This is a genomic window from Paenibacillus tengchongensis (genome assembly GCF_008973665.1).
GTDB lineage: Bacteria > Bacillota > Bacilli > Paenibacillales > Paenibacillaceae > Paenibacillus_AQ > Paenibacillus_AQ tengchongensis.
On record NZ_WACP01000002.1, the window covers coordinates 533,769 to 555,802 of the forward strand.

A 22,034-nucleotide genomic window follows, 5' to 3' on the forward strand; every position below is an offset into this window, starting at 1 on the left:
AGTTATGAAAGCAGCAGTCTATGCGGTAAAGCCGCAATCGCATTGGGAGCTGTGGCTGTCGCTTGATTTGCAGGTGGACATGCTGTGGTGGAGCGGAGCGGGTGGAGGGCTCACCCGCTGGAACAGCCGCGTTGCGGATCAACTGGTACTGTTGTCGCCCTCTATTCCGCTGGGCTGGGCCGTTCAACTCAGAGAGAACTGGAGGCCTGCTGCGGCAATGGATTCCTGGGACGCTTTAGCATGGCAAGACTATGCCAAGGCAGCATTGAGGGCGGAGCTCCGGCAGGAGCAGGTGACGGGAGGCAGGAATGATTGGCTGCAGATACAGGAAATTCAGTGCTATGGGCGACGCGGAAGCGGGTGGCTCCCTGCACAAGGGGAGATGAAAGTGTGGCGGGGAGCGGAATTGGACCGTGTCTGGTTGGCGGATCAGGATGTCAGAGGCCAGGGACGCATAGGCAGCGGGCGGCCCTCTGCACAAGCGGAGATGAAACGGGACTGGGGAGCATGTTTGGTGAGCGCTGACAAGCCGCGATTGTCCCCGGAGGAGCTGGACCGCGCGGCCCGGGAGCTGGCCGCAGCGCTGGAGGGGCGCTCGCTGCTCCAGCCCGAGGCGGAGGCGCTGATCGCCGAGCGCCTCCCGGGCCTGGCCGGCCGCTGGCAGGCAGCCGCCCAGCTGGCCCAGCTCCAGGGCCGCCTTGTGCTGACGGCGGCCCTGGACTGCGCGGAGCGCGCTGCGCCGCTCCGCCTGCCCTGGCGCGGCGCACGCAGCCGCCGCGCACTCCCGCGCTGCCGGCGCTGCGGCAGCGCGGCCACGGGCGCCGCGGCCTGCGCCGCGTGCGGCCTGGCGGGCTGCGCCTACTGCGAGGCCTGCCTCGCCCTCGGGCGCAGCCGCTCCTGCGCGCTGCTGGTCCGCAGCGCGCCCCGGCCTGCCGTGCGCTGCGCGGCAGGCAATGGAGCCGCCGCCAGCGCGCAGCGGCGGTGGGGGCTCGGCGCGGCGCAGGCGGAGGCCGCCGCTGCCGCGCTGGAGCTGCTGGCGGAGCGGCGGGAGCGCTCCGCCCACAGCCGCCCGGAGCGGTTCCTGCTCTGGGCGGTGACGGGAGCGGGGAAGACGGAGATCACCTTCCCGCTCCTGGCGGCAGCGCTCGCGGCCGGCGGCCGGGCGCTGGTGGCGACGCCGCGGCGCGACGTCGTGCTGGAGCTGGCGCCCCGCATCGCGCGGGCGTTCCCGGCGGCGAAGCTCGCCGTGCTGTACGGCGGCAGCCCGGGCCGCTGGGACCGGGCCGACATTACGCTCGCAACAACGCATCAGCTGCTGCGCTTTCACCAGGGGTTCGACCTGGTGATTATCGATGAGATGGATGCGTTCCCGTTCCATGGCGATCCCATGCTGGCTTATGCGGCCGAGCAGGCCTGTAAGCCAGGCGGTACCTTTATCTATTTGTCGGCAACACCTCCAAGGGAACTGCAGCGGCAGGTCGCTGCGGGACGGCTGCGGCATGCCAAAGTGCCAGTCCGGTTCCACGGGCATCCGTTGCCGCTGCCAAGGCGTTTGAGGGCAGAACCTGTACAACGTGTTCTGAAGCAGGGCAGGTTGCCCAAGGGACTGATTCAGGAGTTAAGGTGCTCATTGGACCGGAACGCCCAAATCTTTCTGTTCGTATCCAGAATCGTACATATCGAACCGCTGCTGGCTTTACTTAGACGCCAATTATCCGGCACAGCGATTGAAGGGACGTCCTCCAAGGACCCGCTCCGGACGGAGAAGGTGGCTGCTTTCCGGGAACGGCAGATCACTATGCTGGTTACCACCACTATACTGGAACGGGGCGTGACCGTACCGCGCAGCGATGTGTTCATATTGGATGCGGACAGCAGTCTCTTTGACGAAGCGGCGCTGGTACAGATGGCCGGGCGGGCCGGACGCTCCAAGGAGGATCCGGCAGGAAGGGTATTTCTGGTGTCGCCGGACTGGAACAGGGCACAACGGAGGGCCGTGTCGCAAATACGTTCGATGAACAAGGTGGCTGGTAAGCAAGGCTACTTAATCAAGGAGGAGAGACGATGAAGATCAGCGGAAGTCACTGGCTTAAACTAGCCAAAAATCTGCTCGCACCGGTATTTTCGCCGTGCCTGTTCTGCGGGAAGGCACATATGCCGTCAACGAAGATGCCGGGGCTTTGCACAATGTGCGAGGCGGCACTCCCGTGGATCGGTATTCCGCGCTGCCGCAAATGCGGCCGGCCGGTCGGCTGCCCCGACTGCAGCCGCAGTCATGAGCATGGGCTGCTGCGGTATAATCGCAGTGCGGTAAGTTATTCTGCTGATATGCGGGAAGTGCTGGGAAGATACAAATACCGCGGAAATGAGCGGCTCGGCCATGTGCTGGGGCAGATGCTGGACCAGGCATATGCCGCTTTGCAGGAAGTGAGCATTCGTAACGGTGATTCTACTCCAGGCCCGCCATTTGCACGCCCGATACTACCGTTCTTTCCCCGCCCGAGAGCAGCCCTTTGGCAAGCGGACGTGCTAGTTCCTGTGCCGGTCAGCAGTACCCGGCTGGCCGAGCGGGGCTTTAATCAGGCGGAGCAGCTGGCGGCAGTCCTGGCCGGCCGGCGGAGAATCCCGCTGCTACCCCTGCTCGTACGTACGCAACACACCGCCAAACAGAGCTTCAAGAGCCGGGCGGAGCGGTTTGCCGATATGAAGCATGCTTTTGCCGCCAGCACCGATCCGGTATTGCAGGGACATTTTGCCGCATTGCTGCAGACTTCCCGTGATTACGGCCGTCCGCTCCGGGTGGTGATCGTTGACGATATATATACAACCGGAAGCACACTGCGTGCCTGTGCAGGGGCGCTGGTCCGCCAGCCGGGGGCAACCCTGAAAGATGAGGTCGAAATATGCAGTATTACGTGGGCGCGTTCTTAAGGTTATATTTAACAAGGAAAGGCAGGAACCTGAAAAGCCGTTGTTTGTTGACTTTTTGCCTGCCGGATTAAAGGAAATGGGTACTTAAGCCGATAGTAATCGTAGACTAAGGATTTGAAATCAGGTAATCTTAGCATAAGGTTTTTGTGCCTTGAACATTATGTATTGAAGGGAGCCGCTTTTTAAATGAATGTAGATAATTGCCCTAGATGCGGCCGGTTGTATGTCAAGAATCCGTCGGAACTGTGCCAGTCCTGCCTCAAGGAATTGGAGCATCAATACGAGATCTGTGTAGATTATCTCCGCAAGAACAGAGGGACCAACATTCAGGAGCTGTCCGATGTGACAGGAATCTCCATCAAGGAGATTACGCGCTTCATCCGCGAAGGACGGATTTCGATCGCCAATGCCCCGAATATGATGGTTGCCTGTGAAGTGTGCGGCACATTGATCAGGGAAGGACATATGTGCGACAGCTGCCGGAGCCGTCTTAGCAAGGACATCAATCAGATCAAGCAAACGATGGAAGACGCAAGCACGTCTAAGGTGACAGAGTCTGCATACCGTGCTGTTGACAAATTCCGGAAATAATAATTTCGCAAAATAACGCTTGCAACTATTAAGAATGGTTCAAGGTACGCCGATAAACTTAGTAAAGATTATCGGTATTTTTATTTATTCAGAAGGAAGGTGAAGTTGTGAAGATTAACGAGAGCGGACGAATCAACGCCATCAATCCATACCAGCGCACCGCTGAATCGCAGAAGCAGGAGCAGGTCAAGAAGAGCATGCGCACCGACGAGGTTTCGATTTCAAGTGAAGCAATGAAGCTTCTGGAAGCCCAGAACAGCGGCAAAACGGATACTGACCGTGCGCTTAGAATCGAAAGCTTGAAGCAACAAGTCTCCGCAGGTACCTATCAAGTTGACGCAGCCAAACTCGCAGAGAAACTCGCCCCTTACTTTAAGCAATCCTCCGAGAATTAGGTGATCCCATCCATGCCATTGACAACATTGATTGAATCGCTTGAACGGCTGGACGAGGCTCATCTCCGGATGCTCGATCTGGCCGGCATCAAGAAGCAGACGATAATGGACAACAAGGTGAACGGCCTGATCGACATCATGAATCAAGAGTCGAAGCTGATGAAGCAAATCGGCCAACTGGAGACAGCGCGGTCGGAGGCGGCTTATGCCTATATTCAGTCTGTAGGCATCCGTTCCAATTTACAGCTTAATCTGACCGAGCTTACCCGTCTTGTATTTGACCCTGAAGACAAAGTGCGGCTGCAGCACATCCAGCAGAAGCTCTCAGACACCCTGCACCGCTTGAAGCATGCGAATGATCTGAACCAGAAGCTGATTGAGCAGTCGCTTTCATTTATAGACTATTCCCTGGATTTGCTTGTCGGCAGACCAAACCAGGAGTTCACGTATCACCATCCGTCCGATAAGAGCAGCGGCAGCGCGCGGCCGGGAATTTTTGACGCCCGCGGATAACGTTGTCCTTGCGGCAGGACGTATTGCCGGGTCTATGACAAGGGAGGAACTACCAGCATGACATCAACATTTCATTCAATCGAGACGGCCAGACGCAGCTTGTTCACCCAGACCGCGGCCCTGAATACAACCGGCCATAACATTGCCAATGCCAACACGGAAGGGTACAGCCGCCAACGCGTCAATATGACCGCTTCCATCCCGATTGAAGCTTACGGCCTCAATAATTCTACTGTTCCCGGACAGATGGGTACCGGCGTGGAGTTCGGTTCCATTGACCGGATCCGGGAGACTTTCCTGGACGACCAGTACCGCGGTGAGTATGCCTCGCTTGGCAGCTGGACTATACAATCGGATACGCTGGACAAGCTGGAGGCGATTTTTAACGAACCCTCCGATACCGGACTCAGCACCGTGCTGGATAACTTCTGGAAGTCATGGTCCGACCTGAGCAAGAATCCTGAAGACAGCACCTCCCGCAAAATCGTTGTACAAACGGCACAGTCATTGACGGATGCCTTGAACTATATGAGCAGGCAACTCAATAATCTGAACACGGATCTATCTTCAAATATTGCGGTGAAAGGCAGCGAGATCCAAGGTTATCTCTCCTCTATCACTGATTTGAATGCATCCATCTTTAAGATCGAGAGCATGGGTGACCAGGCTAACGATTTGCGTGATCAGCGTGATTTGTTAACCGATAAGTTATCCAAGATTGCAAATATCAGCGTTATAGATACCGACTACGGTTACAGCATCTCTATGGGCGGACAAGCCTTGGTCACTCCCAATGGAGAACCGGCAACCGTGGACAGTGCTTTCCTTACTGCAGCATTCGCTTCCGGTGATTTGAAGTCTGGCGAAGTGTATGGAATGATTTCCTCGCAACAGAAATACGTGGCTGACTATACAGCACAGCTTGATAATATCGCTAATACGATCGCGAACGGAGAAGTGGAAGTAACGCTGCCAACCGGTTCGGTTATTCCGGAAGGAACTGTTCTGACAAACAATGCTGATGTAAAGCAGGCCGACGGCACTTTGGTTACCATTACGGCCGGCTCCGCGTTCCCTCAGGGAGCGACGCTCGTTAAAGATGCGAAGACCGTGGTCAAAGGACTGAACGGATTACATCAACTGGGATATAGCATGGACGGCACTCTTAATGCTGGTAAACCCTTGTTTACAATCAGCGGGGATGGCTCGACTCTGACGGCAGGCAACATTACTTTCAACCCGGAAATCGCGGCGGATACCAATCTGCTCGCCACTTCCTTAAGAACCGCTGGAACCGGGGATGCGGAAACTGTAGTGAAAGGGAATAATACATTGGCCTTGTTGCTGGCAAATCAGCAGGGCGGCTCTTTTGCATCTCCGACTACGGGTATCAGGGCGACGCCAGGGGCCTTTTACAAAACATTAATAGGGCAGCTGGGTGTTCAGGCTCAGGAAGCAACACGTCAGATGGAGAATTCCGACACCTTAGTGGAGCAAGTGAACTCCCGCCGGCAATCTGTCAGCGGTGTCTCGCTTGATGAAGAGATGTCCAATATGCTGGTCTTCCAGCATGCATACAGCGCTGCAGCGCGGTTTATGACGACTTATGATGAAATGCTCGATAAATTAATCAATTCTACAGGCACCGTAGGCAGATAAGGGGAGGGGGAACCAAGCGCATGTTAAGAGTCACCTCAAACATGATGAATTCGCAGCTGTTGCTTAATCTCAACCGGAACGCCCGCACGATGAATGATACACAGCTTCAATTATCGACCGGGCGTAAGATTAATAAGCCATCGGATGATCCCGTAGGCATTACTTATTCTTTGCGATACCGTGCTGATCTGTCCGCCAATGAGCAATATCAGGAGAATGTGGACAGTGCTACTTCGTGGTTAGACTATAATGATACGGTGATGACACAAGCCGGAGAAGTGGTTCAGCGGCTACGGGAGTTGACGGTGAACGGGGCCAACGGCACCAATCCGCAAACGGCGCTCGACAGCATCAATGAAGAGGTTGCACAGCTCAAGGAGCAGCTCGTTGATATTGCCAACAGCCAGTTTAATGGGAAATACATTTTTAACGGCCAACAATATAATGTGAAACCCTATGACTTCCCTACAGGAGTAGATGGTGCACTCGATACTTCCGGTGCCGCGCAAGTAATTACAGATGACGGCCTGATTAATTATACTGTGGGTGACAGCGTTCAGCTTCCAATCAACAATACGGGAAACGAGGTGTTTGGCGGCACGGAAAACGATAATATCTTTAAAATTATCGACCGGATTTCGAGCGCACTTAGCGATGGTAATACCGCCGCCGTTTCCGGCGAGCTGGCCAATTTGGAGAGCCGCAACGACAAAATGCTGGCTGTGCAAGCCAATATCGGTGCCCGGACGAACCGGATTGAGCTGATGCAGAACCGTTTAAGCAATCTTGAGGTCAATCTGACTGATCTGCAGTCCAAAACGGAAGACGCTGACTATGCTGAAGTGGTGATGAACTCCAAGATTCAGGAGAACATATATAATGCCTCCCTGTCTGTGGGTGCAAAGATCATCCAGACTTCCCTCGTTGATTTTATCAGATAACAAAGGAGGCACCCGATGTCGGCCATCCCGCAGATTCAAATACGGCAGACGCCAGCACTGATCGGCTTGGAAACTACAACGGGCAGCATGTCCATTGAGCAGCCCAAGGCTGATTTGCAGATTACCACGAAGCCTGGGACATGGAGTATGCACAGTTCAGCCCCTGATGTGACCATTGACCAGTCCCAGGCCCGTGCGGCTTATACCGGTGGTAAGTACAGCGAGATGACCGAGCGTATCTATTCGGGCATAGAGCAGCTTTGGCTGCAGGGAATTGCTAAGCGGATGGAGCAAGGCGACCGGATGATGAAGTTCTTCAAACCGGGCAATTCGATTGCCGAGGTTTACGGTGAAGACTGGCGCCCCAATCCTTACCCGGAGACGCGTGCTCCGGCCTCCATTGACAACGTGCGGATTGATATCAAAGCCGTTCCTGTTGAAAGGGAGTATCATAAAGCCGAAGTAACGATACAGGCAGAAGCGCGGTCACCGGTTATCAGTTACTCTCCGGGCAAGGTGGATATGTATTTGCGCCAACGCAACTCCATTAGTATTATTCCGCCTGAACTTGATATTCAATTGTAATTTACAAAGCTATGGATTTGGTTGCTGCTGACCGTCTGTAGCTTTTTTGCTAGGATACTATATTTCACAGAGGAGTGTTTACGAGCATGCTTATAGAAACATTGGCCTGGGGAAAGCTGGATATCAGTGAGGAATTCATCTTCACGTTCCCCAAGGGCATTCCCGGCTTCGAGGATGAAAGTGAATTTGCGCTGATCGCCGTGGAAGGAGGGCCTTTCTCCTATCTGCAATCCCTCCGGACAGAAAGCTTGTCCTTCCTGCTTGCCGATCCGTTTGTATTTTATCCGGGCTATGAATTTGAGCTGCCGGATGCAGAGGCGGAAGAGCTGGGAATTCAAGAAGCGGTATCCGTCCGTTCTATTATTACGTTTAAAGAGCAGGTGGAGCTGTCAACCATTAATTTGCTGGCTCCGATTGTGCTGAATCCGGAGAAACGCCTGGGCAAACAGGTGGTCCTCATCAAATCGCAGTATCAGACTAAACAACCGCTGTGGAGCGGCCAACAAACTCAAGAAGGCGGTGAGTAACATGCTTGTACTGTCGCGTAAAAAAGGCGAGACGATCATCATACAAGATCATATCGAGATAACCGTTCTTGGCGTGGAGGGAGATACAGTAAAGATTGGCATCTCTGCGCCTAAGCATGTCGATATCTTCCGTCAGGAGGTCTATTTATCGATTAAAGAGGCTAATAAAGAGTCTGCGGCACCGTCCACCGGCAATCTGAATGCATTAATGGACCGCTTACGCTCACAAAAATAAATTTCTGCAAAACTAAAAAAATACTCTAAACAATCACATATCGTGGACGATATATATAATAGGCACTGATCCGGAGGGGCGGCCGACCTTAACGGCAGTGTTACCACAAGGATGTGGAACAAACCAATTTCAGGGAGGAAATACACAATGATTATCAATCATAATATTACGGCGTTGAACACACACCGTCAGCTGTCCACTAACACAGCTAACCAAAGCAAATCCATCGAGAAGCTGTCTTCCGGTCTGCGCATTAACCGCGCCGGCGACGATGCTGCCGGTCTGGCAATCTCCGAGAAAATGCGCGGTCAGATCCGTGGTCTGGACCAAGCCAGCCGCAACGCTCAAGACGGCATCTCTTTGATCCAAACTGCTGAAGGCGCACTGAACGAAACTCACGACATTCTGCAACGTATGAAAGAGCTGGCCACTCAGGCGGCAAATGATACCAATACAACTAATGACCGTGGTGAAATCCAGAAGGAAATCAACCAGTTGACTTCTGAAATCAACCGTATCGGCAACACGACTCAATTTAACACTAAGAATCTGTTGAATGGTGATGTTTCCGATAAATCGGGTATTGTAACTGCTGGTACTTTGACAGCTGGAGCTACAACTCTCAGCGACTTGAAATTGGATGAAAAGAGCAGCCTGGCTGCCGGCAACTATACCGTTGAAGTGTCTGACGCAGTAGCAAAATCAGCTACAACTACAGGTACGGATGCAGGAGTTACCGGTGTAACGATTGACCCGGCATCTACATTGGCAGCCGGAACCTACAGCATTGAAATAGCAGAAACACCAGCAAAAACTGCTACAGCAGGAACTTTGGATTCCTCTATCACAGGTGTAGATATTGCCTCCAATTCTGCAGTGGCTGACGGTTCTCATACTTTGGCAGTTACCAGAACCGATTCTACTACAAACCTGGGGGGTACTGCTACTGGTATTACTGGCGTAACAATTGCCTCTAATACTAACGATAATCTGGATGGAACCTTCACCATTGAAACTTCAAAATCTGTAGATGTCACAAGTGCGCATGCCAATATAACAAGTATTACAATTAGCGATGATTCGATTTATGGCGGTGCAGGATTAAAAGTTGAGTTTGATGGTGCCGGTAAGATGGCGTTGACGTCCAGTGACGGAACCAAAATTTCTGATGATATCATTCTCGATACCAATACACAAACCTACAAAGTATACAGTGGTGGCGTAGACACTGGAATTACAGTTAATACTACAACTGGTGCGAATGCGGCAGCAGCTGGTTCGGCAACATTTGACGTTGACACCAAGCTTACTATGAAGCAGGGTGCGGATACTGTGGGTTCGGTAGTTGTGGATGGCGGTACTGCGGCTGGTGATGTTACGATTTCAGGTTCCGGAGCTTATACAGGTACTTCATTTACCATCGCTACTGGCGGCACTGCTGCGGATGCAACTACCGGTCTTCAGACTGGTCTGGCAGGCGGCACAACTAAGACTTTTGATATTGCGCATGAACTTAGTGCAAGTATCGATGGCGGAACAGCTCAGACCTTTACTGCGGGAGATACGTTGTCTTTTGCCAACGGCGTAAGCTTCACTACAGACGCAGACATTACTAAATACGATACAGCTGCTGCAGAGAGCTCTACCTTTACAGTGGGCACAACAACTCAAAACACAGCCACGCTGAAATCCGGCGCTGCTGGCGTTGGCGGGGATGTAGCTGGTGCACAGCAAGTTATTGCCGATGACAATGGAACTTTTAACTTCGGAAATGGAGTTTCCTTTACAACGGGTACAGCAGCAGCCGGTACTCATGACTTTACAGTTACCGATACGACGACAACGAATGCAACATTGAAGAATGGTTCGACAACAGTTGCAACCCAGACTGGAATTTCTGCAGACTCTACAATTGACTTCGGAAACGGCCTGACGGTAGATGTAGGTGCTACAACAAATGGTTCTGCTAGCTTCACGGTTACTGGTTCTGTTAAAGACCAATCCCTGACTATGCAGATCGGGGCCAACCAAGGTCAAAGCTTCACTGTTCAAATCAATGACATGCGCGCAGCTGCCCTGGGCATTTCCGGTACAGCCGGTGCCTCGGCAATTGGCGTAGGCACTGAAGACGGCGATGATGTTGTGGGTGCTTCTTTCACTTCCGCTGGTGCAACCAATGATCTTACGGATGTAACTTCTGCCGGTGAGCATGGTCTGGACGTTTCCGATACGACCAAAGCCAGCGCAGCCATCAAGGTATTCGATCAAGCGATTGCCAGCGTATCTTCGGAACGTTCGAGACTGGGTGCTTACCAGAACCGTCTGGAGCACACGATTAACAACCTGAACACTTCCTCCGAGAACCTGACTTCCGCTGAATCCCGCGTCCGTGACGTAGATATGGCGAAAGAAATGATGACCCAGACTAAATCGAGCATTCTGTCCCAGGCTGCTCAAGCGATGCTGGCTCAAGCGAACCAACAGCCGCAAGGCGTACTGCAGTTGCTTCGCTAATATTTATCGATTCTTGGCAAGAACCCCGGATTTCCCGGGGTTCTTTTCTTGTTTTTAGGTATTTTTTTCAACATACATATTCATCAAACTGCTCTTACGGCCGATAATTAAAGTATAAATTATTGCTATCGGAGGTTTATTTCATGGATATCCGCTCAACGGTATCTAGCAGCAGCTATGTCAACAGAACGGCTGATGTAAGACCCGAGTTTAAAGAACCGGCAGTTGAGAATACTGCAAGCTCCAACACGGAAGCTCCACGCAGCGGCGAAGAACTGAAGAAGATGGAGCAGCAGGGGATTTCTGTAACCACTGCCGATGAACAGGTGGTTAAGGCGCTTGACCGCGCGCTTAAGGCGCTGCAGGGGCCAACTACAACCTTTGAAGTGAGCATGCATAAGGAAACCAAGACCATTATGGTCAAAGTGCTCAACAAGGAAACAGGAGAATTGATTAGAGAAGTCCCACCCGAGAAGACGCTGGATCTTGTAGCTAATCTGATGGAGGCAGCGGGAATTATTATCGATGAGAGGGTCTAGACAAGGAGGAACATTGACATGGTATTGCGGGTAGGCGGATTGGCCTCCGGTATCGATGTAGACAGTATTGTTAAGCAGATGATGACTGCGAAGCGCGTACCCCTGGACAAGTTGAACCAAGCGAAGACGGTTATGGAATGGCAACGCGACAACTACCGCCAATTGAACAGCAAACTGGTTGATTTCCGCAATAATAAATTGCTGAAGTACGATCTTTCAGCCACGATGAACTCTCAGAAGGCTGTGGTCTCCGGCAATACAAGCGCCGTGAAGGCCGAGGCTAATGCCGATGCCAGCGGAATTCCCATGTCGGTATCGGTGACGAAGCTGGCTCAGAAATCCACAATGCCTTCCACCGGCAGTCTGAAGGTGGATGGCGCTACGGCCTCTTTAACGGATACCCTGCTTAAAGTCAAGGGGGGTGCCGACAGTGAGACTGATAAATATGACCTCTATATTAATGGTACCAATTTCAGTTTTGAGAAAACGGATACGATCTCAAGCGTGATTTCCACGATTAATGCGAGTGCGGCCGGAGTCACAGCGACTTTTGACGAAATTAGCGGCAAGTTCTCGATCACGGCCAAAAATTATGGAACCGACACAAAGATTGACGCAAATGATATCAAGCTTACCAACAAAGCAGGGGAAGCGAAGACTGGTTCTTTGATCTCCATGTTGAAGTTGGGGGCTGTTGAAGGAGCCAGCAAGGCCCAAGTAACAGTTACGAATACGGATACCAAAGAGTCAAAATCTTATACGCCAAGCAGCAATTCGCTTTTAGTCAACGGTGTGAAATTAACTTTTGTTGGAGTGACTACAGCCGCAACCGGTGAAACGGATTCCGACGGTAAACCGGTGATCACTGACACCCCTGCTACCATTGCAATAGAAACCAATACTGACAAGGCACTGGAGACAATCACTAATTTCGTACAGTATTATAACGAGTTGCTCAATTCTCTTAATGCCAAGGTCAATGAAGAAAGATATACCGATTATCCGCCGCTGACCGACGAGCAGAAGGAAGCCATGACGGACAATGATATTGAGCTTTGGGAAGCCAAAGCCAAGAGCGGGATGCTCAAGGGCGACAGTATTCTCAAATCGAGTATCAATTCCATACGGTCCATTCTGACAAGCAAGCTCGGCGACCTAAGCAAAATCGGGATTACCACCGGTGAGTATTATGAGAACGGCAAGCTGTATATCGATAGCGATGCATTGCAGCAGGCTCTGCAGACAGATCCGCAAAGTGTAACAATGATTTTCCAGGGGAACACGAGCTCTGAAGGATTGTTCGATAAATTATCCAGCAGTTTAAGCGGAACGTTGGATAAGCTGGCGGAGAAGGCGGGAACATCGAAATATTCTGCAGACGTATCCGCTGCTTTTAAAACAGAAAGTACAATGGGCAAAATGCTGACGGATTATGAAGAACGTATCGAAACTCTGACGGACCGGCTGGAAGTCTGGGAGAATAATTACTATAAACAATTCACTGCGATGGAAACGGCCATCAGCAATTACAACAGTCAGTCGGCGAGCCTATCAAGCTACTTCGCTTAGATTAAAGTAAAGGGTGAATAAAATGATAACATCTCCGTATGATAAATATCGCCAGTCGGCGGTTCAAACGTCCAACCCTTCACAGCTTCTGCTGATGCTATTTGACGGAGCAATCCGTTTTGGTAAAGCGGCGCTTGAAGGAATAGAATCTGCCGATTTTAATAAGGTTAGCACGAATCTGGGTAAAGCGCAGACGATCGTAAATGAGCTTATTGCTACACTCGACAGTTCCTATGATGTATCGAAGAATCTTGCTGCAATTTATGAATATATCAACTACTTGTTCATCGAATCCAATGTCAAGAAATCTAAGTCCCAAGCAGAAGAGGCCATCGGCTATCTGGTAGAGCTGCGCCAGAGCTTTGCTCAAGCGGCCAAGATGACTGCCGGGCTTGATTTGCAGCATGGATGATTTGCTGAAAGAACTTGAGCAGCTTACGGAGAAGATTACCGGGTCCTTAATGGAATTGACCTACGAGGAACTGGAGAGCTTTGTGGCCGAGAGGCAGAAGCTTGTCGAAGCCATTGGCCGAGAAGTCGAAAATGTTCATCCGACAGCTGCACATAAAGAAACATTGCGTCGAATTCTGGAGCAAGATCCTGCAATTGTCGCCAGAATGAATGGCTTCCGGCTTGAAGCGCAGGATTGGCTGCATAAGCGCAATCAAGCGAAGACACAGCGCAGCGCCTACGAATCTGCCTACACCCCAGACAGCATTCTGATGGATCGTCGTAAATAAATATCTTTTTCCTAATGTTTCATTTAGGGGGCGGCCGGGTATTATATTACGTCTGCTCCTTTTTTGATGAAATTTAACCAGCTGACGTTTTTCCGGAGAATAATTTTTAATGGTAAATAATTGAAAGTAATCATTTACTATTCCAATTGACAACGGAGAAGCAGCGGTGGTATAGTCAGGTTGTGAGCAAGACTCACGTTCATTTGATGACGAAGGGAATGTTTAATCAATGGAAGGTAAAGTTAAATGGTTTAACGCAGAAAAAGGCTACGGCTTCATCGAGACTGCTGAAGGCGGCGACGTATTCGTTCACTTCTCCGCGATCCAAACTGAAGGCTTCAAGACTTTGGACGAAGGTCAATCCGTAGAATTTGACATCGTTGAAGGTGCACGCGGACCACAAGCAGCTAACGTCATCAAATTATAATCATCCGGCGCAGCCGACCTACATATATGGTAGATGGTTAACAATTGAGACAACGCTTGCGTAGATCCCGGAATATTTCCGGGGTCTTTTTTTGTTTTCGGCGGCAGGATCTACGTGGGTTAAATTTCATTCCGATGTGAGTTATTCTCGAAAAACTGTTATCCCTCTTCCAAATTTGGGTAATGTATGTCGTTGGGCCATTGCTCTCAGCCTTGAGATGTTGCGCTCCAAGCTTAGGCGGATGTTTCAACAAGAAGAAATGAAGGTTTTTGTGGAAGCGATAAGGAAAGCCGAAGCTTTGAATGTTCAAAGCTTGTCCGTGCCTTATGTTATTAGTCATTCATTCTTAACATCAAGTAATCAGCCAGATCCGCATGCTGCCTAAGCTGACAACGGACTGAGACAATGCTTCCACACCTACTTTGTACGGAGCCTCTTCGAAAGAGGCGGTACTTACAAAATGTATAGGAGGATGGACAGCAGAATGAAGAAAACATGGCGTGCATTAACGACTGCAGCACTCGGCATCAGTATGTTGTTCGGGTCTCTGGGCGGTGTCTCCGCCGCACCCGTGCCAAAGGATATTCAGGGGCACTGGGCGCAAAGCCAACTGCAGGATTGGCTTAACCGGGGGATTTTGGGCGGCTATCCGGATGGAACGGTCAAACCCAATAAGGCGATTACCCGCGGCGAATACGTAGCGCTTGTCAATCGGGTATTCGGGTTCACGGATACAGCTTCGATCAGCTTTACTGATGTACGCAGCAGCAACTGGGTATACAGCGAGGTGGCTAAAGCGGTAAGCGCCGGATATATTGGCGGTTATGAGAATAATACGTTCCGTGCCAATAATCCGCTTACCCGTCAAGAAGCGGCTGTCATTACCGCTAAGCTGCTCAAATTGAATACGAACAGCACAACGCTGACCTTCAAGGACAGCGCCCAGATTGCTTCGTGGGCGAAGGGTGCAGTCTCCGCTGCGTCGGGTCTTAACGTCCTGAACGGATATCCGGACGGAACCTTCGGACCGAAGAAGGCGCTGACCCGTGCCGAGGCTGTCGGCATTATCAGCAATTCGTCGGCCCATAAGCCGTCGACTGGCGGAAGCGTAACACCAACGCCGGTGCCAACGGCTACAACAACGCCAACCGCTACACCGGCGCCTACGGCAACTCCAGCTCCGACAACAGGAACCGGCGGCGGCGGAAGTGGCGGCGGGGGCGGCGGATATACTGGCCCTACTGTGAGCGGGGTAACCTATGGACATGTAGGTACGGTAACTGCTGACGTCTACGTGACTCCGTCGGTCACAGGTGCCGTATACTACGTGGTGGCCCCATACAGCAGCACAGCTGCCGTACCAAGCACACTGCAGATTAGAGACGGCCTGACCAGTGCAGGAACCGCCGGTACGAACCACGGCCGGATGACTGCAACAGGTGGTGTGCCGGTTACTCTGTCTGTATACGGTCTTGCGCCTGACACTGAGTACACAGCTTATGTCGCTCTTGCCGATACAGCCGGCAACTGGTCTACTGTAACACCACTGCAGCTGCATACGGCGGCAGGCAATGCCTTCTCCATTACTACGGTCGAACCGGGGAATGTCGGTACGGTTACCGCTGATGTATACCTGAGCTATGGAGATACAGGCGGTCCGTCAGCGACGCTGCGTTATGTGGTGCTCCCATCGGATGCGGCACAACCAACCGCCCAGCAGATTGCTGCAGGGCAGAACGCTTCAGGTACAGCCTTAGTGGCACCGTGGACAGGAACTGTCAATCAGTTGCCTGGCGCCCGCGGCACATTAAGCTTGACCGGATTGGCGGCGAATACCGCCTATAAGGTGCTCTTCATTGCCGGAAGCGACGGCCAGTGGTCTCTGGTTGAAATCCTGCGGATTCACACGAAATAACTGAAGTCATGTTGCTTCATTCTTGCTCCTCATCAGGGGCAAGCCAAGAAAAGTCCGGATGGAGTGAGGGATGCTCTGTCCGGGCTTTTTTACCCTGTAAGGATCTGTTAAACGGGAATAACATTCAGCACAAAGGGGCGGGAGTGCGCAGAGAAATTCAGGAAGTGGAATGCGGTGGCATCCAAATATCCAGGCAGCCGTCTTTGTCAGAGGATTGTTAAGATAAAGCGTTTTAACTTTTACTTAGCCCTGACAATTTGGTATAATGGGGTTGTAAACAAAGGAGGAGTGCCCATGCAATTCAGCATTCGAGGTCAACAGATTGAAGTGACAGGCGCTTTGAGAGATTATGTTGATAAGAAGCTCAGCAGACTTGAGAAGTACTTCGATGCACCCCCCACCTCAGAAGGATATGTAACACTCGGCGTAGTCCGCGGACTCCATACCGTGGAAGTAACGATTCCGCTGGCCGGAGTAACGCTTCGCGCGGAAGACCGCAGCGATGATATGTATGCTTCCATTGATGCCGTTGTGGACAAGCTGGAACGTCAGATCCGTAAGCACAAGACGAAGCTTAACCGTAAGTTCCGCCAGGAAGGAAGTCTCAAGACACTCTTCGTGGAAGAACCGGCAACCGCTGTCGCTGTGGAAGAACAGGATTATGACGATCTGGAGGTTGTACGCAACAAGCGCTTCACGCTGAAGCCGATGGATGTGGAGGAAGCGATCTTACAGATGAATATGGTGGGTCATAACTTCTTCGTGTTCTCGAACATTGAGACTTCTGAAGTCAGTGTTGTTTACAAACGCAACGACGGCAAGTACGGACTGATTGAGCAGAACTAAGCCGCATAACAGCCCGTACATGCGATTCATCCGCTCCAACCAACGTAGATTATTAATCGAGCCCCTATTCGCCATGAGGCGAATAGGGCTCTTGTGCGTATAAATAGAGCAAGAAAAATAAGGCTGTGCCCGCTTGTATTGCGGCTTGTCTTACAAACTGTTACAATTTATGAAGCAGCGGAATCGAAATCAGTGAATAGAGGCCCTTTCAATTTTGTGAGGATGGGCTCGATTCCACCATCTGTGTTGCATGAAAGGGGTTAACCATGCTAGGACTTGTGAAGAAAATTTTCGGCGACTCCAATGATCGGGATGTCAAACGTCTGATGAAGACGGTCGAAATTATTAATGGAATGGAACCGGAGTTCCAGAAGCTTTCCAATGAGCAGCTGCAAGCCAAGACCGCGGAGTTCCGCGCCCGTATCGAGAAAGGCGAAACGCTGGAAGAGATTCTTCCCGAAGCCTTTGCCACCGTGCGTGAAGCATCCCGGCGGGTGCTGAACAAGCGGCATTTTGACGTTCAGCTGGTTGGCGGTATGGCGCTGCATGAAGGCAAAATTGCCGAAATGAAAACCGGCGAAGGCAAGACGCTGGTAGGAACACTCCCGGTATACCTGAATGCTCTGCTCGGCAAGGGCGTGCATGTGGTAACCGTCAATGACTATCTGGCCCAGCGCGACAGCGCGGAAATGGGACAAATCTATAATTTCCTGGGAATGACCGTTGGCATCAACCTCAACGGCATGGACCATGCAGCTAAACAGGAAGCGTATGCCTGCGATATTACGTATGGCACGAACAATGAATTCGGATTCGACTATCTGCGCGACAACATGGTGCTCTATAAAGAGCAGATGGTACAGCGCCCGCTATATTTCTGTACTATTGATGAAGTGGACTCCATTCTGATTGACGAAGCGCGGACACCGCTGATTATTTCCGGCCAGGCCGAGAAGTCCACGGAGCTGTATTATTCGGCGGACCGTTTCGTGAAGCGGCTTAATCCCGAAGAAGATTACACTGTCGACATCAAGGTGAAATCTGTGGCCCTAACCGAGAAGGGTGTGGCTGCCGCCGAGAGAGCCTTCGGTATCGACAATCTGTACGACCACAGCCACGTTACACTGAACCATCATATCGTTCAGGCTCTGAAGGCCAATGTCATTATGCGCCGAGACGTGGATTATGTAGTGAATGAAGATGAAGTCGTCATCGTTGACGAGTTCACCGGCCGTCTGATGGCCGGACGCCGTTACAGTGACGGGCTCCACCAGGCGATTGAAGCCAAGGAAGAAATTCAGGTGCAGAACGAAAGCATGACGCTGGCTACGATTACGTTCCAGAACTACTTCCGCATGTACCGCAAGCTGGCGGGGATGACGGGTACCGCCAAGACCGAGGAAGAAGAATTTAAGAAGATCTACGGCCTTGAGGTTCTGCAGATCCCGACGAATAAACCAAATCAGCGTATAGACATGCCTGACGTGGTCTACAAGAGCGAGAACGGCAAGTTCAACGCTGTCGTTGCGGAGATTGTAGAACGCCACAAGAAGAACCAGCCGGTGCTGGTAGGTACGGTGTCGATCGAGAACTCCGAACGCGTCTCCGAAATGCTGAAGCGCAAAGGCGTCCGGCACCAGGTACTCAACGCGAAGCATCATGCCGCTGAAGCGGAAATCATTACCCACGCCGGTCAACCGGGTATGGTAACGATCGCCACGAATATGGCCGGACGCGGTACTGACATTGTTCTTGGCGAAGGTGTCACTGAACTGGGCGGCTTGCATATTATTGGTACGGAACGCCATGAATCCCGGCGTATCGATAATCAGCTGCGCGGGCGTGCAGGACGCCAGGGCGATCCGGGCTCGACCCAGTTCTATCTGTCGCTCGGCGATGAATTGATGAAGCGTTTCGGCGCAGACAACGTGCTGAATATGATGGATCGTCTCGGCTTTGAGGAAGATCAGCCGATTGAGAGCAAGATGATCACCCGTGCGATTGAATCCGCCCAGAAACGGGTCGAAGGCAACAACTTTGATATCCGCAAAGTGGTATTGCAGTATGACGATGTGATGAACCAGCAGCGCGAGATTATCTATAAGCAGCGCCGTGAGATTCTTGAGTCCGAGAATATCAAGGACATCGTTCTGGAAATGATCAAGCCGGTTATTGAACGTGTAGTAGCGGCCCATTGCAGCGACGAAATTCCTGAGAACTGGGAGTTGCAGGAAGTTGCCGACTATGTGAACAGCAAGCTGCTTGACGAAGGCACCCTGACCCGCGACGACCTGTGGGGTAAGGAAGTCGAAGAGATGGTGGAATACATCTTCGGACGCGTCCTTGAGAAGTACGCTGCCCGTGAAGAGCGGCTCGGCGCTGAACTGGTCCGCGAATTCGAGAAGGTTATCGTGCTGCGCTCCGTAGACAGCAAATGGATGGACCATATCGATGCGATGGATCAGCTGCGTCAGGGGATCCATCTGCGTGCTTACGGCGGTACCGATCCGCTGCGTGAGTACCAGTTCGAAGGCTTTGAGATGTTCAATGCGATGACGGCCGCCATTCAGGAGGAAGTCTCGACTTACATCATGAAAGCTCATATCGAAACCAACCAGCAGCGGCAGTCCGTGGTGGATGAGGACAAAATCTCCACCAACGGCGAGCCGACCGAGAAACGTCCGGTGCATGTGGAGGCGGCTATCGGCCGCAATGATCCTTGCCCTTGCGGCAGCGGCAAGAAGTATAAGAATTGCCACGGCCAGAACTAAGCGTTCTGTCAGGCAATGTATAGCGGCTGGGCCCGGGGATTTCCCGTCTGCGGTCCGGCCGCTTTTTAACGGAAACAACTGTTTCGCTTAAGACGATGGAGTATTAAAGATACAGTATGGATAAATTAATGGAAGCAATGGAGGGATTGAACAGTGATTGATTCCAGTGTGAAGCAGGATCTGCGTGAAATCGGCAAGAAATTAACCAACCTTAGGGGGTCTCTTTGACTTAGACCTCAAGAAGGAAATGATCGCGAACTTTGAAGAGAAGATGTCGGCGCCGGATTTCTGGGATGATCCCGAGAAGGCGCAGAGCGTCATTTCCGAAATGAATGCGGTGAAATCCGGTGTAGACCAATATGAGAAGCTGCAGCAGGAATACGACGACACTTCGATGATGCTGGAATTGGCCGACGAGGAAGGCGATGAGGACCTGGCGGCGGAAACTGCAGGTACGCTTAAAACGTTGGTTGGCAAAGTTGATGAGTTCGAGCTTCAGCTGCTCCTGAACCAGCCGTATGACAAGCTGAATGCGATTCTCGAGCTGCATCCGGGCGCCGGCGGTACGGAATCCCAGGACTGGGGACAGATGCTGCTGCGCATGTACACCCGCTGGGCGGAGAAAAGCGGCTTCAAGGTCGAGGTGCTCGACTATCTGCCCGGCGATGAGGCGGGGATCAAGAGTGTTACCCTGCTGATCAAGGGCTTTAATGCCTACGGTTATCTAAAGGCCGAGAAGGGTGTACACCGGCTGGTGCGGATCTCGCCGTTTGACGCTTCAGGCCGCCGCCATACCTCCTTCGTATCTTGTGACGTCATGCCGGAGGTCTCGGACGATATTGAAGTGGAAATCCGGACCGAGGATCTCAAGATCGATACCTACCGGGCCAGCGGTGCGGGCGGACAGCATATCAACACGACGGACTCCGCGGTACGAATTACCCATATTCCAACGGGAGTGGTTGTCTCCTGTCAGAACGAGCGTTCACAGATTAAGAACCGCGAGCAGGCCATGAAGATGCTGCGCTCCAAGCTCTATGAGCGTAAAGTGCAGGAGCATCAGCAGGAGCTGGATGAGATCCGGGGCGAGCAATCTGACATTGCCTGGGGCAGCCAGATCCGGTCCTATGTATTCCACCCTTATAGTATGGTAAAGGATCACCGTACTTCCGTGGAAACGGGGAACGTGGGTGCTGTAATGGACGGCGATCTCAATCTGTTCATCGACGGCTATCTGCGCAGCCAGATCAAGACGGAAGTTGAATAATTACACAAGAATTCCTACGCGTCTTCGGAGGTGTAGGAATTTTTTTGACCGATATAGAGAAGGGGAACAAACAATACATGGAAAAGATCAATAAACGCAAACAACCTCCTCTGATCCCGCTGAACGGGCCGCTCCGGCATGCCGTGGATATCGCGCTGATCCTGATCGGCTCGCTGATTACAGGCGTCGGCTTCAATCTGTTCTTCCTGCCGAACAGGATCGCTTCCGGCGGAGTATCAGGACTGTCCGTCCTGGCCGAGGCCTGGTTCGGCGCCGAGCCGGCGTTCACCCAATGGGCGCTGAATATTCCGCTCTTTATCCTGGGTATCATCTTCCTGGGCAAGCAGTATGGTATGCGCTCTCTGCTGGGCAGTATCGTGCTGCCGCTTTTTATTTATTTGACCAAAGACGGTCCTGTGCCGACCACCAACCCGCTGTTGGCGTCCATCTATGGTGGCATTGCCGTAGGTCTGGGGCTCGGGCTGGTGTTCCGCGGACGCGGCTCCACAGGGGGGCTGACCATTCTCGCGCAGATTATTCAGAAGGTAACCGGCTTCAGCTTCTCGTTGTCCGTGGTGCTGCTGGACGGCACCGTGATTACACTGGCTGCGTTCGTGCTGGGCATGGAGCAGGCGATGTATGCGCTGATCGGGCTGTTTGTCACCGGCAAGGTGATCGACGCGCTTGAGGTGGGCTTCAGTGTAACCAAAGTGGCGTACATTATTTCCGATCAGACGGAGGAAATCTCCCAGGCCATTCTAAATGATCTGGACCGTGGCCTGACCAAGCTGAATGCGCAGGGCGGCTATACCGGCGATGACCGCACGGTGCTGATGGCCGTTGTCGGGCAAAATGAAATCACCCGCCTCAAAGCAATCGTCCGCACCGTCGATCCTGAAGCGTTCGTCATTATTACCGAAGCGCACGAGGTGCTCGGCGAAGGATTTAAGAGAGAAGCGTAAGCCTTAAGGAAAGAGGGCTTGCGCTCTCTTTTTTATAATGGAGTGTATTTAAGGTTAACGTGTATCAGATGAAAAGAGTATGAAAAAGGGCAAATAAAGTTGACGCT

22 protein-coding genes are annotated in these 22,034 nt (G+C 52.0%); all 22 read left to right on the forward strand.

The window, feature by feature from the left end:
- The first annotated feature begins 4 nt into the window (after positions 1-4).
- Positions 5-2,068, forward strand: a complete 2,064-nt coding sequence (locus tag F1381_RS05190) for a helicase-related protein (RefSeq protein WP_151733752.1) — start codon at positions 5-7, stop codon at positions 2,066-2,068.
- The gene (locus F1381_RS05195; RefSeq protein WP_151733753.1) at positions 2,065-2,931 is read left to right on the forward strand and encodes a ComFC family protein; all 867 of its coding nucleotides are present in this window, start codon (positions 2,065-2,067) and stop codon (positions 2,929-2,931) included. The genes F1381_RS05190 and F1381_RS05195 overlap by 4 nt, the downstream gene beginning before the upstream one ends.
- Before the next feature lie 186 nt (positions 2,932-3,117).
- Positions 3,118-3,522, forward strand: coding sequence for a flagellar protein (locus tag F1381_RS05200; RefSeq protein WP_151733754.1), 405 nt, complete (start codon positions 3,118-3,120; stop codon positions 3,520-3,522).
- A 107-nt stretch (positions 3,523-3,629) separates the two neighbouring features.
- Complete coding sequence (flgM, locus tag F1381_RS05205; protein ID WP_151733755.1) at positions 3,630-3,917, forward strand: flagellar biosynthesis anti-sigma factor FlgM; 288 nt, start codon at positions 3,630-3,632, stop codon at positions 3,915-3,917.
- A gap of 12 nt (positions 3,918-3,929) precedes the next feature.
- The gene (locus F1381_RS05210; RefSeq protein ID WP_151733756.1) at positions 3,930-4,430 is read left to right on the forward strand and encodes a flagellar protein FlgN; all 501 of its coding nucleotides are present in this window, start codon (positions 3,930-3,932) and stop codon (positions 4,428-4,430) included.
- A 57-nt stretch (positions 4,431-4,487) separates the two neighbouring features.
- Positions 4,488-6,089, forward strand: a complete 1,602-nt coding sequence (flgK, locus tag F1381_RS05215) for a flagellar hook-associated protein FlgK (protein WP_151733757.1) — start codon at positions 4,488-4,490, stop codon at positions 6,087-6,089.
- 20 nt (positions 6,090-6,109) lie between these two features.
- Positions 6,110-7,030, forward strand: coding sequence for a flagellar hook-associated protein FlgL (gene flgL / locus F1381_RS05220; RefSeq protein WP_151733758.1), 921 nt, complete (start codon positions 6,110-6,112; stop codon positions 7,028-7,030).
- Positions 7,031-7,045: 15 nt separating this feature from the next.
- Entirely contained in the window at positions 7,046-7,615 is a 570-nt protein-coding gene (locus F1381_RS05225; protein WP_151733759.1) for a DUF6470 family protein, read from the forward strand.
- 86 nt (positions 7,616-7,701) lie between these two features.
- A complete protein-coding gene (gene fliW / locus F1381_RS05230; protein WP_151733760.1) occupies positions 7,702-8,142 on the forward strand; it encodes a flagellar assembly protein FliW in 441 nt (146 codons plus the stop codon).
- 1 nt (position 8,143) lies between these two features.
- Positions 8,144-8,377, forward strand: coding sequence for a carbon storage regulator CsrA (gene csrA, locus F1381_RS05235; RefSeq protein WP_151733761.1), 234 nt, complete (start codon positions 8,144-8,146; stop codon positions 8,375-8,377).
- 147 nt (positions 8,378-8,524) lie between these two features.
- A complete protein-coding gene (locus tag F1381_RS29055) occupies positions 8,525-10,891 on the forward strand; it encodes a flagellin N-terminal helical domain-containing protein (RefSeq protein WP_281349876.1) in 2,367 nt (788 codons plus the stop codon).
- Positions 10,892-11,034: 143 nt separating this feature from the next.
- Positions 11,035-11,430, forward strand: a complete 396-nt coding sequence (locus F1381_RS05250) for a flagellar protein FlaG (protein WP_151733762.1) — start codon at positions 11,035-11,037, stop codon at positions 11,428-11,430.
- Positions 11,431-11,448: 18 nt separating this feature from the next.
- Positions 11,449-12,999 (forward strand): flagellar filament capping protein FliD, encoded by a 1,551-nt coding sequence (fliD, locus tag F1381_RS05255; protein ID WP_246187911.1) that lies wholly within the window; start codon positions 11,449-11,451, stop codon positions 12,997-12,999.
- Between the two features lie 22 nt (positions 13,000-13,021).
- A complete protein-coding gene (gene fliS, locus F1381_RS05260) occupies positions 13,022-13,411 on the forward strand; it encodes a flagellar export chaperone FliS (protein ID WP_151733763.1) in 390 nt (129 codons plus the stop codon).
- A 1-nt stretch (position 13,412) separates the two neighbouring features.
- Complete coding sequence (locus F1381_RS05265) at positions 13,413-13,739, forward strand: flagellar protein FliT (RefSeq protein ID WP_222850417.1); 327 nt, start codon at positions 13,413-13,415, stop codon at positions 13,737-13,739.
- A 229-nt stretch (positions 13,740-13,968) separates the two neighbouring features.
- On the forward strand, positions 13,969-14,166 hold the full coding sequence (locus F1381_RS05270) for a cold shock domain-containing protein (RefSeq protein ID WP_151733765.1): 198 nt from the start codon (positions 13,969-13,971) through the stop codon (positions 14,164-14,166).
- Positions 14,167-14,341: 175 nt separating this feature from the next.
- The gene (locus F1381_RS28125; RefSeq protein ID WP_187355200.1) at positions 14,342-14,551 is read left to right on the forward strand and encodes a hypothetical protein; all 210 of its coding nucleotides are present in this window, start codon (positions 14,342-14,344) and stop codon (positions 14,549-14,551) included.
- A 99-nt stretch (positions 14,552-14,650) separates the two neighbouring features.
- Complete coding sequence (locus F1381_RS05275; RefSeq protein ID WP_187355201.1) at positions 14,651-16,081, forward strand: S-layer homology domain-containing protein; 1,431 nt, start codon at positions 14,651-14,653, stop codon at positions 16,079-16,081.
- Between the two features lie 294 nt (positions 16,082-16,375).
- Positions 16,376-16,927, forward strand: coding sequence for a ribosome hibernation-promoting factor, HPF/YfiA family (gene hpf, locus F1381_RS05280; RefSeq protein ID WP_151733767.1), 552 nt, complete (start codon positions 16,376-16,378; stop codon positions 16,925-16,927).
- Between the two features lie 266 nt (positions 16,928-17,193).
- Positions 17,194-19,698 carry a preprotein translocase subunit SecA gene (gene secA, locus F1381_RS05285; RefSeq protein WP_151733768.1) on the forward strand — a complete coding sequence of 835 codons (2,505 nt, stop codon included), beginning with the start codon at positions 17,194-17,196 and terminating at the stop codon, positions 19,696-19,698.
- A gap of 153 nt (positions 19,699-19,851) precedes the next feature.
- Positions 19,852-20,965, forward strand: a protein-coding gene (gene prfB, locus F1381_RS05290) for a peptide chain release factor 2 (protein ID WP_151733769.1) whose coding sequence is annotated in 2 segments (ribosomal slippage) — positions 19,852-19,923 and positions 19,925-20,965 — 1,113 coding nt in all. Because the reading frame shifts where the segments join, the coding sequence is not laid out codon by codon here.
- Positions 20,966-21,042: 77 nt separating this feature from the next.
- Positions 21,043-21,927, forward strand: a complete 885-nt coding sequence (locus tag F1381_RS05295; protein WP_151733770.1) for a YitT family protein — start codon at positions 21,043-21,045, stop codon at positions 21,925-21,927.
- Positions 21,928-22,034 lie beyond the last annotated feature (107 nt).